This is a genomic window from Stenotrophomonas sp. YJH_SMC_10, assembly GCF_059371555.1.
In genome coordinates this window covers 113,283-127,530 of sequence record NZ_JCAFUS010000006.1, presented here as the reverse complement: position 1 = coordinate 127,530, position 14,248 = coordinate 113,283, and the positions used below count along the sequence as shown (strand labels likewise).

General features: G+C 68.0%; 14 protein-coding genes. 2 read left to right on the top strand and 12 right to left on the bottom strand.

Translation table 11 applies throughout. The annotated features are described in order from the left end of the window. Positions 1–92 precede the first annotated feature (92 nt). The 8 genes from AC5P9C_RS10305 to aspS all read right to left on the bottom strand — a co-directional run bounded on the left by AC5P9C_RS10305 (position 93) and on the right by aspS (position 7,554). Complete coding sequence (locus AC5P9C_RS10305) at positions 93–2,012, bottom strand: potassium transporter Kup (RefSeq protein ID WP_049465542.1); 1,920 nt, start codon at positions 2,010–2,012, stop codon at positions 93–95. Positions 2,013–2,061: 49 nt separating this feature from the next. Then, entirely contained in the window at positions 2,062–2,655 is a 594-nt protein-coding gene (gene ruvA / locus AC5P9C_RS10300) for a Holliday junction branch migration protein RuvA (RefSeq protein WP_005418517.1), read from the bottom strand. 13 nt (positions 2,656–2,668) lie between these two features. Continuing rightward, positions 2,669–3,190: a crossover junction endodeoxyribonuclease RuvC gene (ruvC, locus tag AC5P9C_RS10295; protein WP_495205157.1), complete on the bottom strand. Its 522-nt coding sequence runs from the start codon at positions 3,188–3,190 to the stop codon at positions 2,669–2,671. Positions 3,191–3,295: 105 nt separating this feature from the next. Further along, positions 3,296–4,027 (bottom strand): YebC/PmpR family DNA-binding transcriptional regulator, encoded by a 732-nt coding sequence (locus AC5P9C_RS10290; protein ID WP_049465548.1) that lies wholly within the window; start codon positions 4,025–4,027, stop codon positions 3,296–3,298. A 177-nt stretch (positions 4,028–4,204) separates the two neighbouring features. Beyond that, positions 4,205–4,837 carry an esterase/lipase family protein gene (locus AC5P9C_RS10285; protein ID WP_312558259.1) on the bottom strand — a complete coding sequence of 211 codons (633 nt, stop codon included), beginning with the start codon at positions 4,835–4,837 and terminating at the stop codon, positions 4,205–4,207. Between the two features lie 75 nt (positions 4,838–4,912). After that, positions 4,913–5,434, bottom strand: a complete 522-nt coding sequence (locus AC5P9C_RS10280) for a GNAT family N-acetyltransferase (protein ID WP_049465553.1) — start codon at positions 5,432–5,434, stop codon at positions 4,913–4,915. A 31-nt stretch (positions 5,435–5,465) separates the two neighbouring features. Beyond that, positions 5,466–5,786: a hypothetical protein gene (locus tag AC5P9C_RS10275; RefSeq protein ID WP_053461159.1), complete on the bottom strand. Its 321-nt coding sequence runs from the start codon at positions 5,784–5,786 to the stop codon at positions 5,466–5,468. Positions 5,787–5,802: 16 nt separating this feature from the next. Then, complete coding sequence (aspS, locus tag AC5P9C_RS10270; RefSeq protein WP_343542137.1) at positions 5,803–7,554, bottom strand: aspartate--tRNA ligase; 1,752 nt, start codon at positions 7,552–7,554, stop codon at positions 5,803–5,805. A 158-nt stretch (positions 7,555–7,712) separates the two neighbouring features. On the opposite strand from aspS, the gene AC5P9C_RS10265 reads away from it, so the two are divergent. Further along, positions 7,713–8,450 carry a DUF3011 domain-containing protein gene (locus AC5P9C_RS10265; protein WP_053461161.1) on the top strand — a complete coding sequence of 246 codons (738 nt, stop codon included), beginning with the start codon at positions 7,713–7,715 and terminating at the stop codon, positions 8,448–8,450. A 99-nt stretch (positions 8,451–8,549) separates the two neighbouring features. Here AC5P9C_RS10265 and AC5P9C_RS10260 read toward each other — a convergent pair whose 3' ends face one another. From AC5P9C_RS10260 to blaL2, 4 genes are all read right to left on the bottom strand, one after another. Then, a complete protein-coding gene (locus AC5P9C_RS10260; RefSeq protein WP_343542138.1) occupies positions 8,550–9,191 on the bottom strand; it encodes a hypothetical protein in 642 nt (213 codons plus the stop codon). 60 nt (positions 9,192–9,251) lie between these two features. After that, positions 9,252–10,808, bottom strand: coding sequence for an ArnT family glycosyltransferase (locus tag AC5P9C_RS10255; protein WP_414615268.1), 1,557 nt, complete (start codon positions 10,806–10,808; stop codon positions 9,252–9,254). A 104-nt stretch (positions 10,809–10,912) separates the two neighbouring features. Further along, positions 10,913–12,142: a cation:proton antiporter gene (locus AC5P9C_RS10250; protein ID WP_064239063.1), complete on the bottom strand. Its 1,230-nt coding sequence runs from the start codon at positions 12,140–12,142 to the stop codon at positions 10,913–10,915. 84 nt (positions 12,143–12,226) lie between these two features. After that, a complete protein-coding gene (gene blaL2, locus AC5P9C_RS10245) occupies positions 12,227–13,141 on the bottom strand; it encodes a L2 family extended-spectrum class A beta-lactamase (RefSeq protein WP_343543259.1) in 915 nt (304 codons plus the stop codon). Positions 13,142–13,316: 175 nt separating this feature from the next. Here blaL2 and ampR point away from each other — a divergent pair, with 175 nt between their 5' ends. Further along, positions 13,317–14,183: a LysR family transcriptional regulator AmpR gene (ampR, locus tag AC5P9C_RS10240; protein WP_049465574.1), complete on the top strand. Its 867-nt coding sequence runs from the start codon at positions 13,317–13,319 to the stop codon at positions 14,181–14,183. Positions 14,184–14,248 lie beyond the last annotated feature (65 nt).

The window sequence follows — 14,248 nt, the reverse complement described above, 5'->3', positions numbered from 1 at the left end:
GCCGGAAGCACGGTAGTGCCGGCCGCTGGCCGGCAACCCCATGAACACCAGTGGTGCGGCGGATGCCGGCCAGCGGCCGGCACTACCAGACCTCAGATCTCGACCTGGGCCCCGAGTTCCACCAGGCGGTTGCCCGGAATCCGGAAGAAGCCGGTGGCCGGGGCGGCGTTGCGATGCATCAGCGCGAACAGCTTGTCGCGCCAGATCGGCATGCCGCGGTTGGCGGTGGCCACGATGGTCTCGCGGCTGGCGAAGAAGGTGGTGTCCATCGGGTCGAAGTAGATGCCGCCGTGGTCACACGAACGCATCAGCGCCAGCGGCACGTCCGGGGTCTCCATGAAACCGAAGCGCACGTAGACCCGGTAGAACTCGTCGCCCACCGATTCGATCTTCAGCCGCTGCCCTTCCATCGCATAGGGGATCGGCAGGGTTTCCACGTGCAGGAACACGTTGCGCTCGTGCAGCACCTTGTTGTGCTTGAGGTTGTGCATCAGCGCATGCGGCGCCACGGTCGGGTCGGCGGTGAGGAACACCGCGGTGCCCGGCACGCGTACCGGCGGGGCCAGCATCAGGCCCGGCAGGAAGGTATCCAGGCGGATGCCGTCCTTGCGGATCTCGTCGCGCAGCAGCTCGCGGCCACGGCGCCAGGTGCGCATCATGGTGAACAGGAAGATGCCCAGCACCACCGGGAACCAGGCGCCCTGCAGCAGCTTGGCGCCGTTGGCGATGACGAAGCCGAGGTCGATGATGAAGAACACCACGCACAGCGGCAGCAGCCAGCCACGCGACTTCGGCCACAACGTCCGCGCCACCACGGCCAGCAGCAGGGTGTCGATCAGCATCGTGGCCGACACCGAAATGCCGTACGCCACGGCCAGGTTGGACGAGCTGCGGAAGGCCAGCACCAGGCCGAATACCATCACCGCGATGCCCCAGTTGATGCCCGGGATGTAGATCTGGCCGATGGTGTCGTGCGAGGTGTGCTTGATGCGCATGCGCGGGATGTAGCCCAGCTGCATGGCTTGGCGCGAGACCGAGAATGCGCCGGTGATGACCGACTGCGACGCGATCACCGCCGCCATGGTGGCCAGGATGATCATCGGGTACAGCGCCCACGACGGCACGGCCTCGAAGAACGGATTCTTCAGCGCCTCGGGGTGGTTGAGCACCAGCGCGCCCTGCCCCAGGTAGTTCAGCACCAGGCACGGCAGCACGAAGAAGTACCAGGCATGGCGGATCGGACGCAGGCCGAAGTGGCCCATGTCGGCGTACAGCGCCTCACCGCCGGTCACCGCCAGCACCACCGCGCCAAGGATGAAGATGCCGTGCCAGCCATGCTCCATGAAGAAGCGGATGCCCCACCACGGATTGAACGCCTTCAGCACCTCCGGTGCGTCGACGATGTTGTAGATGCCGATCGCCGCCAGCGACAGGAACCAGATCGCCATGATCGGCCCGAACGCCTTGCCGATCTTCTCGGTGCCGAAGCGCTGCGCGGCGAACACCGCCAGCAGCACCACCAGGGTGACCGGCACGATGAAGACATGCAGGCCCGGCGCGGCCACCTCCAGGCCTTCCACCGCACTGAGCACGGACATCGCCGGGGTGATCACGCCGTCGCCGAAGAACAGCGAGGCGCCGAAGATGCCCAGGATGCCCACCACGTACGCCGAGCGCGAGCCGTTGCGCAGCGTGCGCTGGGTCAGCGCCATCAGCGCCATGATGCCGCCTTCGCCGTCATTGTCGGCGCGCATGATGATGGTGACGTACTTCAGCGTCACCACCAGGTTCAGCGCCCAGAACGCCAGCGACAGCACGCCCAGCACGGTGTCGTGGTCGCTGTTGAGCCCGTAATGCGGCGAGAACGCCTCCTTCAGGGTGTACAGCGGGCTGGTGCCGATATCGCCGAAGACCACGCCGATCGCACCGATGACCAGCGCCAGCCCTCCAGCGGAGGGGGCGTGGCCGTGGCCGCCGGGCGCGGCTGCGTGCGGGGTTTGACTGCTGGACATGGGACTCCTGGCGAAGCTCAGGCGGTTCGTTGAGGGAAAGGAAGGCCGTTCAGCGCAGCGCCGACTGCAGCGCCTTGCGGATCACGGTGGCCACTTCGTCGCCTTCATTGAAGGCATCGCGGGCCATGCGCGCGGCTTCGGCCGGCTTGTAGCCCAGCTGCTGCAGGGCCACGGTGGCATCGGACAGCGGATCGGCCGGCGCCGGGCCGCTGCCGGTGGGCAGCGCGCCGCCGGCACCGAACTGGGCGGCACGGTCACGCAGTTCCAGCACCATGCGCTCGGCAGTCTTCTTGCCGATACCCGGGATGCGGGTCAATGCGGTGATGTCGCCGGCCTGGACCATCCGCGCGAATTCCTCGACGCTGACGCCGGACAGCACGGCCAGCGCGATCTTCGCGCCGATGCCGCTGACCTTCTGCACGTCGCGGAACAGGCGCCGCTCGCCCTCGCGCAGGAAGCCGTACAGCGAGACGCTGTCCTCCTTCTGCGCGTAGTGGGTGTACAGGGTGACCTCGCGGCCGAGCTCGGGTAGGTCGTAGAAGGTGCTCATCGGCGCCTCCAGTTCGTAGCCCACTCCGTTCACGTCCACCACCAGCCACGGCGGCGCCTTGTAGGCGACGATGCCGCGCAGTCGACCGATCATTGCGTGCAGCTCCTCATTTGCGGCCCCACGCCTGGCGGGCACTGAGCCCCAGGCGGTTGGCCGTTGCCCTTACGTGGGCATGGGTGATCGCCACCGCCAACGCGTCGGCCGCGTCGGCCTGCAGCTTGGTTTTCAGGTTGAGCATGAGCCCGACCATGTGTTGAACCTGTTGCTTTTCGGCGCCACCACGGCCCACCACGGCGAGCTTGATCTCGCTGGCAGCGTATTCGTGCACCGGCAGGTCGCGCAGCACCACCGCCGAGATCGCCGCGCCGCGGGCCTGGCCCAGCTTCAACGCCGAATCGGGATTGCGGGCCATGAACACCTTTTCGATGGCCACTTCGTGCGGCTGGTACTCGCGGCACAGGTCGGCCAGGCCCAGCACCAGCAGTTTCATGCGCTGCGGGAAGTCGTCGGCACCCAGCAGCATCAGCGGCTGGTGGTGCACGTAACTGACGCGGCCGGCAGCATCGACATCGATGATGCCGACCCCGGTCCGCTGCGAACCGGGATCGATGCCGAGGATGCGGGTCATGCCGCGCTCCTGGCGGGGCGGAACGGAGTGCGCTGGCAGGCGTATGGGCTCATGACTGTCCGCGGTGACCGTTCAACGGCCCGCGCCCAGGCCGTCGGGGACGGCTCAGGCGTAGGCGTCGGCGCCGAGTTCGGCGTTGGAATACACGTTCTGCACGTCGTCCAGGTCTTCGAGCATGTCCAGCAGCTTCTTGACCTGCAGGGCGACCTCGCCCTCGACCTTGATGTCGTTGTCGGCGCGGAAGGTGATCTCGGCGTGGTCGGCGACATGCCCGGCAGCGGCCATCGCGTCCTTGACCGCGTTGAACGCGTCAGGGCTGGTGACCACGTCGATCGAACCGTCGTCGGGATAGACCACGATGTCGTCGGCGCCGGCCTCGATGGCCGCTTCGGTGATCGTTTCCTCGTCGGCGCCGGGGGCGAAGCTGAGCACGCCCAGGCGCTTGAACATGAAGGCCACCGAGCCTTCGGTGCCCATGTTGCCGCCGCACTTGCTGAACGCATGGCGGACGTCGGCCACGGTGCGCACGCGGTTGTCGGTCAGGCAGTCGACGATCACGGCCACGCCACCCGGGGCATAGCCCTCGTAGCGGATTTCCTCGTAATCGACGCCTTCCAGTTCACCGGTGGCCTTCTTGATGGCGCGCTCGATCACGTCCTTGGACATGTTCACGGCCAGGCCCTTGTCCACTGCCACGCGCAGGCGCGGGTTGTTGTTGGGGTCGCCTCCACCGCCGCGCGCGGCAACGCCGATCTCGCGGATGATCTTGGTGAAAATCTTGCCGCGCTTCGCGTCGGACGCGTTCTTGCGGGCTTCGATGGAGGGGCCTCTACCCATGGGTGCTACCGTTTGGCTGCTTCAGGATCAAGGCGCGGATTCTACCTGATCGGGGGCGGCAACCGTGTCTAGGCCCCCTATTGTTGTAGCGCCGAGCCAATGCTCGGCTCAATCGGCCCGACGGAATGCCGCCGAGCATGGGCTCGGCGCTGCAAGGCGGCCCTGCGTTCCCTGCCTCTAGGCCGCCGCCGCGTCGCGGCTGTGGTCGAAGTGGCCGTGGCGCAGGAAATGTGCGGTCTGCCGCGCGGCATCAGGCGACACCACCAGGCCGCTGTGGCTGGTGCGGACCACGCAATGGTCGGCCAGGCCCGGCAGCCGCGTCTCGGACAGTGCCACGGTGCCGTCGGACGCATCGTCGATCGCACCCAGCAGGCTGCCCAGCCCATGTGGCACCGATCCGGCGATCAGCCCGACTTCGGCATTGCCCTGCCAGTCCGGCAGGCCATCAAGCAACAATTCGCTGCTGCGCCCCAGTGCCAGGCCCCAGCCGTGCTCGGACAACGAGCGCGCGGTTCCACTGCCGCGCAGCGGCGAACCGAGGCAGACCACGCGCTGCACCGGCAGTTCCGGGTTGCGCCGCAGCGCCTCCAGCGCCAGCAGTCCGCCCAGGCTGTGGCCGACCAGCGACAACGGGCCGGCGTCGGCCAGCCGCTCCAGCAGCTGCGGCACGGCCACGTCGGGGCCGCCGAACACCGAGGAGTAGCCGAACGCATGCACCTGGAAGCCGCGCGCGCGCAGGCGCCAGGCCAGCGGCCCGACCCAGGCGCGGGCATTCCAGATGCCATGCAGCAGCAGTACGGGGGGAGTCATGCAAACAGCCTGGCGGTCAGCGGGGCAGGAACGTGGGGTGATTGAACACGCGCGCGCAGCAAGCCGCGGTGAACGTCAGGACGCGCGCGGTGCGCGGCGCAGGATGAATTCCAGATCGTTGGTATCGCCAACCGGGAACAGGTACTCGCCGGCCTTCTCGAAACCGTAGCGTGCATAGAAGCGCTGCGCGCCGAAGTTCTCCGACCATACCCCCAGCCAGAGCGTGCGCGGGCCTTCGTGCTCCAGCCAGGCCAGTGCGGTTTCCAGCAGGCGGCTGCCCCAGCCGCAGCTCTGCTGGGTCTTGATCAGGTACAGACGCTTGAGTTCGCCGTCACCGGGTTTCACCTCCGGATGCGGCAGGCCGCAGGGGCCGGCGGCGGCATGGCCGACCGCCTCCCCGTCCAGTTCCAGCAGCCACACCGCGTAATCGGGGTGGGCCAGGATCACGCGCTGGCGCTCGACCGAGTAGGCCTCTTCGAGGAAGGCCTGCAGGTCCTGCGGTGGATACAGATGGCCGAAGGTTTCGGTGAACGTGCGGGCGGCCAGCGCCGACAGGGTCGGCGCGTCGTCCACGGTGGCGCGGCGGATCGAATACATGCAGGAAGTTGACGCCAGGGCGAAGCGCCGGTCAAGCCTTTTCAGGCGATTCCGCGTCTTCGTCTTCGTCCTCGTCCTCTTCCTCGTATTCCTCTTCGTCCTCTTCTTCCTCGCCGTCCTCGTCCTCGTCGTACTCTTCCTCTTCGTCGTCCTCGTAATCCTCGACGCCGAAGTCCTCACCGTCCCAACGGCCTTCGCCGTCGGCGACGAAGGTCAGCGCCATCGCCGCCGGGTTGGTACCGACACGGACCAGCCAGCCACCGAACACGCGTGCACGCTCGGTGACCAGGGTGGCCTCGGAGCCTTCATTGCCCAGCTTTTCCCACTCCAGCGAAAACGCAAATTCGGTCATTGCCTGGATCTCCTGATCAGTTGGTCTTGGGGCGAACCTGGATGTGCACTTCGGCCAGCTGCGCGTCGACGATCGGCGACGGCGCGTCGGTCATCAGATCCTGTGCACCGGTGGTCTTCGGGAACGGGATGACGTCGCGGATCGACTCCGTGCCGGCCATCAGGGCGGCGATGCGGTCGATGCCGAAGGCGATGCCACCGTGCGGCGGCGCGCCGTAGTTCAGCGCGTCGAGCAGGAAGCCGAACTTGGCGCGGGCCTCTTCGGCACCGATGCCCAGCAGTTCAAAGACCGCACTCTGCATGTCCGGACGGTGGATACGGATCGAACCGCCGCCGATTTCATTGCCGTTGAGCACCATGTCGTAACCGCGCGAGACGGCGGTACGGGCATTGGCGCGCAGGTCGGCGATGTCGTCCACGGCCGGTGCGGTGAAGGGGTGATGCAGGGCGACGTAGCGCTGTTCTTCCTCGTCCCACTCGAACATCGGGAAGTCGGTGACCCACAGCGGCGCCCAGCCGTCGGCGAGCAGGCCGAAGTCCTTGCCGGCCTTCAGGCGCAGCGCGCCCATGAAGTCGGAGACCTTGTTGTAGCCACCGGCACCGAAGAACACGATGTCGCCGTTGCCGGCACCGACATGGGCGACCAGCGCGGCGAAGCGCTCCTCGCTGAAGAACTTCTGGATCGGCGAGCTGACTTCGCCGTTGTCGGCGATCTTGATGTAAGCCAGGCCCTTGGCGCCGTACTTGGCGGCATGCGCGGCGTACTCGTCGATCTGCTTGCGGCTCAGCGACGCGCCGCCCGGGATGCGCAGCGCGGCGACGCGGCCTTCGGCATCGTTGGCCGGGCCGGTGAACACCGGGAACTCGCTGTCCTTGACCAGTTCAGCCACATCGACCAGTTCCAGCGCGATGCGCAGGTCCGGCTTGTCCGAACCATAGCGACGCATCGCCTCGGCCCAGGTCATGCGCGGGAAGCTGGCATCCAGCTCGACATCGACCACCTCCTTGAAGATGGCGCGGATCATGTCCTCGACGAAGTCCTGCACGTCGCGCTCGCGGACGAAGGCGAACTCCATGTCCAGCTGGGTGAATTCCAGCTGGCGGTCGGCGCGCAGCGCTTCGTCGCGGAAGCAGCGCGCGATCTGGTAGTAGCGGTCGAACCCGGCCACCATCAGGATCTGCTTGAACAGCTGCGGGCTCTGCGGCAGGGCGTAGAACTCGCCCGGGTGCATGCGCGCCGGCACCAGGAAGTCGCGTGCGCCTTCCGGGGTGGCCTTGGTCAGGATCGGGGTCTCGATGTCCTGGAAGCCCTTTTCGTCCAGGTGGCGGCGCAGGGCCTGCACCAGCTTGATGCGGGTGCGCTGCATGCGCTGCATTTCCGGGCGGCGCAGGTCCAGGTAGCGGTACTTCAGGCGGGTTTCCTCGCCCGGGTTCTCGTGGGCGTGGAACGGCAGCGGCGCGGCCTTGTTCAGCACGGTGATGGCCGTGGCGATCACTTCCACCTTGCCGGTGCGCATCTTGTCGTTCACCGCGTGGCGGGCGCGCACGACGCCTTCCACCTGCAGTACGTCCTCGTAGCCCAGCGACGCGGCCACGGCAAACACTTCGGCGTTGTCGGCCTCCACGGTCACCTGCACGATGCCTTCATGATCCCGGAGATCGATGAAGCAGACGCCGCCCTGGTTACGGGCCACGTCGGTCCAGCCGGCGAGGGTGACAGTCTGGCCAATCAGGGTCTCGTCGACCAGGCCGCAGAAGTGGGTACGCATGGGGGGAAGCTCCGCTGGAGAACGCCGGCACCGGATGGGGGCCGGAAAGCCTCGTATTCTGCGGCCGAGGCCCCGGCCGGGGCAAATCCGGGCAGTCACGCCGGCTTGATCGCCCCGGTCCCTATAGTCGGGCACCTGCCACCGTATGGGATGCCGCCATGAAATCGTTGTCCCTGGCCAGCCTGGCCATGACCCTGAGCACGCTGGCCGTGCTCGCCCTGCCCTCTGCTCCGGCCGCTGCGCAGGACGGGGTGATCCGCTGCGAAAGCCAGAACAACCGTGAACGTGTCTGCAGCACCGGCTGGCGCAATGCGCAGCTGGTCCGCCAGCTGTCCGGCAGCGCCTGCGACGAGGGCCGCACCTGGGGCAGCCGCAATGGCAGCATCTGGGTCAGCAATGGCTGCCGCGCCGAGTTCGTTGAAGCCCGCGGCGGCTGGGGCGGCGGCAATGGCGGTGGCTGGGGCGGCAACAACGGCCGTCCCGGCGAAACCATCCGCTGCGAGAGCCAGAGCAACCGTGAGCGCAGCTGCCCGGTCGGCTGGCGCAACGCCCGCCTGGTCCGCCAGCTGTCCGGCAGCCCCTGCGACGAAGGCCGCACCTGGGGCGTGCGCAACGGCGCGGTCTGGGTCAGCAACGGCTGCCGCGCCGAGTTCGCCGAGGCCCGCGGCTGGGGCGGCGGCGGCGGTGGCTGGGGCGGCGGCAACAGCAATTATTCGATCACCTGCAGCAGCAACAACAACCGCACGCAGAACTGCGACTGGGATGAGCGCCAGGGCCGGCCGGTGCTGCAGCAGCAGCTGTCCGGCAGTGCCTGCCAGGAAGGCCGCAGCTGGGGCTATTCGCGCGGCCAGGTGTGGGTGAGCAACGGCTGCCGGGCGCGCTTCGGCGCGCGCTGAGCCCCGGGGTCGGATCCCTGGCCGACGGCCAGGGCTCTGACCCCGGTCAGGTATCCCGCATCTACGCATGGCGTGGATCCACTGGGGATCTTTCCGGGGTCAGGGTGCGGGTGCCTTCTCGTCGCCCCACGGTGGCGGCGGCAGGTCGACCGGCCTGCTCAGGTCGAACTTCACGCGGAAGCGCCGGCCTTCCGGTCGCGTCAGCTCGTAGACGAAGGTCTGGTCCGGATCGATTTCCATCGCCCAGGTGTTGAAGGTGGAGGCCCGCATGTCGGCACGACGGAACATCGCCACGGAATCGGTGTCGGCCGGGAACTGCTGCCGCTCGGCGGTGCCCGGCGGCGTGCTGTCGCCGCCATAGAGGGTGATCGCATCGGCGCTGCCATCCGGGTGGCGATGATCGTGCTTCAGCCGCAGGCCATTTTCGGTACGGGTCAGCACCCACGTGCGCGAATGGTCATCACCGACATGGAAGGGGATCCGCAGCTCATGGGCCGGGTCGGCACAGCCGCGCACATGCATGACCAGGCGCTGGCCGGCGAACGGGTCCTTGCCGGTGGGTGCCGGCGTGTCCTCCACCACCCGGCCCTCGAAGGCCTGGCCGCAATGCGCGGCGATGGCCGCCATGAAGGCATCGGCCGGTGCGGTCGCCAGATCATGGGCGACCGACTCGGAACGCTGCGAGCAGGCAGCAAGGGTGAGCAGGAGGGCGGAAGCAGCAGCAACGGCAGGCAGTTTCATGCCCCCAACCCTAACGACCCGGGCCGGTGCGCGCAAACCCTGCGCACCGGCCACGTCACCTCATCGGTGCAGCCAGACCTCGCAGCCGCCGATCTCCTGCTTCTGGCCACCGGCGGCATAGCGGCGGATGATCTCCGCCTGCCACTGCACGCGTCCGGGGCTGCTTCCCACCTGGCTGGGGCAGTTGACCAGTGCGGCCAGCGGCAGCCCACCCAGCGCGGCATCGTCGGCGGCCAGCGACGCGAGCACCTCGTCCGACGCCCAGTCTGGAATCATCGCCGCGCGGCGGCCGGAGAAGTACGGCAGTTCGGAGGACCAGTCCTGCCCGAACGCGACCACCACGCCCTGCGCCGTCGTGCCGGTACGGATGGCCTCGGCAATCTGCGAAACCGCTGTCGGCTCGCGCGCTTCCCTGATGTCCTTCAGCGACTTCACCAGGCCGAAGCCCACCGACAGCACGCACAGGACGATCGCCAGCGCGACGCCGCGGCGCGGCTTGCCCGCCGCTTCGGCCGCCAGCACCGTCGACCACAGCACCAGGCCGATGATCGAGGTGGCGAACACGATGTTGGCCGCCTGGTAGTAGGGATGGGCGATGTGCAGGTTGGTGAAGACCAGGAACGGCGCCAGGTAGGCCAGCAGCAGGATCCCCACCGCTGCGCGCGTGCGCTTCTGCCACAGCCCGGCGATGACGAAGATGAGGAAGATCCAGTTGGAGCCGATCGCACCGGAGAAGCGCTTCTTGAACACCGTGCCCCACCAGGTGGCCGGATCCAGGCGCTGCTGCAGGGTGCCGTAGTTCCAGGTGGACAACGCATCGGAGGTGATCTGCCGGCCCAGCGCCGACTGCGCCTTCAGCGCGTCGGCATGCTGCAGCCACAGGGTGAGCGTGGCCAGCACGGCAAGTGCGGACAGGCCACCCCAGAACAGCAGGCGCCAATGCTGCCGCAGCCATTGCGGGCGCCAGCCATGTTCACGCAGCGCCAGCCACAGGAAGGCCAGCGCAACGAACGCGGCAAATCCGAAGAACGAGGTGACCTTGATGGCCGCCGACAGCACCGCGGCGACGATGGCAACCACGCCCACCCACGCGCGCGGCTGGCTGCGCAGGCGCGCCATCGCCCAGACAAAGAGCAGGCCGAAGAACACGGCGCTGGACTCCATCATCACCGAGCGCCCCCAGAACTGCGCGTACGGCGAGACGGCAAATGCGCCGGCCACGCACAGCGCCAGCGTGCGGTCGGGGCGCCACGCCAGCAGCGTGCGGTAGACCAGCCACACGCAGCCGACATGGAAGAGCGCAGACACCAGGCGCCCGCTGTTGTCGGCGCTCATGCCGGTGAGGCTGGACAGCAACGCCGCCAACCACTGGTAGAAGGGGAATTCGAAGGGAATCGACCAGGGCGCGCCCAGCACCGGGGTCACGTAGTCCAGCCAGGGGCCGCCGCGCAGCAACCAGTCGATCGACAGTGCAGTCTGCGTCTGCCGGAAACCGGAGGCATCGACCGGGGGCATCGACCAGCTGCAGGCCAGCAGGATCAGCAGCGCGGCCGCCGAAAACCACAACAGGATCTTGCCCGGCAACAGGCTGCGGTCTGGGTTGCTTTCCTGGGTCACGCCTGTTGCTCCTGACAGTGGCCGCCCACGGCAGGGCGCGCTTCACGGGCGCGCAGTGTCTGCGTTGGCGCACCGGAGTGCAAGCCGCTGCACGCGGCTGCGGCTCAGCCCGGCGGCGGCAGTGGTGCCTTCAGCGGCTCGGCATGGCCGCCGTCGGTGGCCGCGACCGGTGCGATTTCGCCCTCGCCCGCAGGCTCCTGCTCGACCGGATCGACGTCGAACGGCGTGCGGAACACCAGCGACGGCAACAGCGTGGTCAGTGCGGCGTACAGCAGCAGCGCGCCGAACAGCACCGCCGGAATCTGGAAGCGCTCGCGCATGATCGCCGCCAGCACCAGGGTGAAGATCAGGGTCGGTGCCAGCGCCAGCGAGACGCGCAGGCTGCTGCGGAAGCTCTCGCCGAACATCACCCGGCGCTGCAGCCAGACCACGCCGATGCGCAGCGGCAGTACCACCAGGGTGATCACGATGCCCAGCCCCAGCGCCTCGAAACTGAGGGCTTCGCTGGGCACCTTGGTGCCAGCGTTGAAGAAGTAGAACGGCACGAAGAACGAGGCGAACAGGCGCAGCGCGTGCAGGTTCTCGTGCGAGGCCAGCAGCGGCATGCGCTGGTGCAGCAGGCGCGCGACCAGGCCGGCGATGAAGGCGCCTACCAGGTAGTACACGCCCAGCAGGTAGGTGATGTACGCCGCCACCATGCCCACCATCACCAGCAGCGAGAACTCCGAACCGGGCGCGTGCGGCGCCACCCAGCGTCCCAGCGCGATGAACAGCAGCGGCAGGCCCACCATCATCGCCAGCAGGGCCAGGCTGGACAGCGCCATGTGGCCCGGGTCGCCGGCCTGCAACACAATGAACAATGCCGCCAGCGCCAGCAGTTCGCCGGCGATGGCCTTGCTGGTGACCCAGAACCGCTCGTCTTCGCTCAGGCCCAGCCGCGAGAGCGAGTCCATGATGAAGCCGGTGGACGGTGTCAGCAGCGCCAGCGCCAGCAGTCCGGCCGCCTGCCACGGCAGGCCCGCGTAGCGCCAGGCCAACCAGCCGACCCCGAACAGCGTGGCACTGCGGATCACCAGATGCGCCAGCAACGGCCACATGCCGCGCCGCAGCGCCTGCAGATCCACCTCCAGGCCTGCGAACAGGAACAGCGAGGAAATCCCCAGCGTGGCCAGCAGGCCGATCACCGCGTCATGCGCCTGGTCGCCCAGCCACAGCATGCCGATGATGCCGAACAGCAGGCAGGTCAGCGGTGCGGGCAGGCTGAAGCGCTGCAGCGCGCGCGGGATCACCAGCAGCGCGAAGATCAGCAGCAGGTAGATCAACTCATGGCTCATCGGGGTCTTCCGTGGGGTTCGAACGCGCGCAGGATGCGCGTGCCCGACCGATCCGGCAAGCCATTTCGAATGACCCCGGTTACCTCATCCGATCATTGCATCGGCCAGCGCGCCCACCCGTGCAAGCACCGCTGCGCGCTGGTCGTCATCGACCGACGCGCCCTGCAGATAGGCGGTGACCACCCACGCCGCGCCGCCCGCATGCGGCCACAGCACGGCGATGTCGTTGCGCGTGTCATCACCGTTGCTGCCGGTCTTGTCCCCCACCCGCCAGCGCGTGCCCAGCCCGGCGCGCAGGCAGGCATCGCCGGTCTGGTTGTCGATGAGCCAATCGGCGAACTGCTGGCGCGATGCAGGCTGCAGGCCATTGCCCACCGCGAAGCGGGCCAGGCTGGTGGCCATCGCGGCCGGGCTGGTGGTATCGCGCGGGTCTCCCTTCACGAACAGATTCACGTCCGGCTCGTTGCGGTCATTGCGGGTAATGCTGTCGCCCTGCCCGCGCAGGAATGCCGTCAGCGCCGGCGGCCCGCCCACTACCTCCAGCAGCAGGTTGGCCGCCGTGTTGTCGCTGGTGGTCAGCGTGCCCCGGCACAGGTCGCGGACAGTCAGGTCCTTGCCCACATGGCGGCGCGCCACCGGGGCGTAGGACAGCAGATCCTTCGCGGCGATGGGCACACGGGTGTCGAGCGAAACGCGGCCTGCATCGGCAAGGCTCAGCACATGGGCAACCAGCAGCGACTTGAACGTGCTGCACATCGGGAAGCGCTCATCCTGCCGATGCCCGCCGATGCGACGGCCGTTACCGGTATTCAGCACGGTGACGCCCAGGCGGCCACCGCTGGCTTTCTCCAGCGCGGCGAAATCGGCGGCGCCGGCAATGGCGGCGTTCGCGGCGGGTATGCCGGACGCTGGGGCAACAGCTCGCGCCAGCGCCGGGGCAAGCAGCGAGGAAGCAACGGCAGCACCACTGAACTGCAGGAATCGGCGACGGGCGAGCATAGGGGTTCTCCTGGTGACCGCCCGATTATTGGCGCCTCCCCTGCGACCCACCAGCGCGAAAAATCAGGGCAACCCATAAGTTGAATTCATGCCTGGCGCGATCAACTGTTTGAGATTTACGAAATTCCTCATTGAACGGGTAGGATCAGCCATCACCCTGGCTCACGGCTCTCCGATGCTGCACCCCACCCTGCCACTGAACGCGCTGCGTGCGTTCGAGGCCGCCGCCCGCCACCAGAACTTCACCCGAGCCGCGCTGGAGTTGTGCGTCAGCCAGGCCGCACTGAGCCACCAGATCCGGGGCCTGGAAGACCGGCTCGGCATCCGCCTGTTCCATCGCCTGCCGCGCGGCGTGGCGCTGACCGACGAGGGCGCGGCGCTGTATCCGGTGCTCAACGAATCGTTTGAACGCATCTCAGCCAGCATTGCGCGCTACACCGGCGGGCCGGCCCGGGAAGTACTCACGCTGGGCGTGGTCGGTACCTTTGCCACCGGCTGGCTGCTGCCACGGCTGGCCGCGTTCGAGGCGGCGCACCCGGACATCGAGCTGCGCCTGCAGACCCACAACAACCGCATCGACCTGGCCGGCGAAGGGCTGGACCTGGCGATCCGCTTCGGTGATGGCGACTGGCAGGGACAGGCCTGCACGGCGATCCTGGATGCCCCGTTCGCGCCGCTGTGCGCACCGGCATTGGCGCGGCGGCTGAAGCAGCCGCGCGACCTGGCCACACTGCCGTTGTTGCGCTCCTACCGCAGCGACGAATGGCCACGCTGGCTGCAGGCGGCCGGCGTCAGCGGTGTGGAAGCGCGCGGGCCGGTGTTCGATTCCTCGCTGACCGTGGCGATGGCCGCCGCAGGGGGAGCCGGCGTGGCGCTGCTGCCCCTGCGCATGTTCGAGCAGGAACTGGCCGAAGGCCGCCTGCTGCAGCCGTTCGGCACCACGCTGGAGCTGGGCCGCTACTGGCTGACGCGATTGCGTTCGCGCGCCGAACGCGAGCCGGCCAAGCGCTTCCGCGAGTGGCTGCAGGCGCAGGGCGCATGACAAAAAAAGGGGACGGAGGGGATTAAGTCGTTTGTGGCACAAACGACTTAATCCCCTCCGTCCCC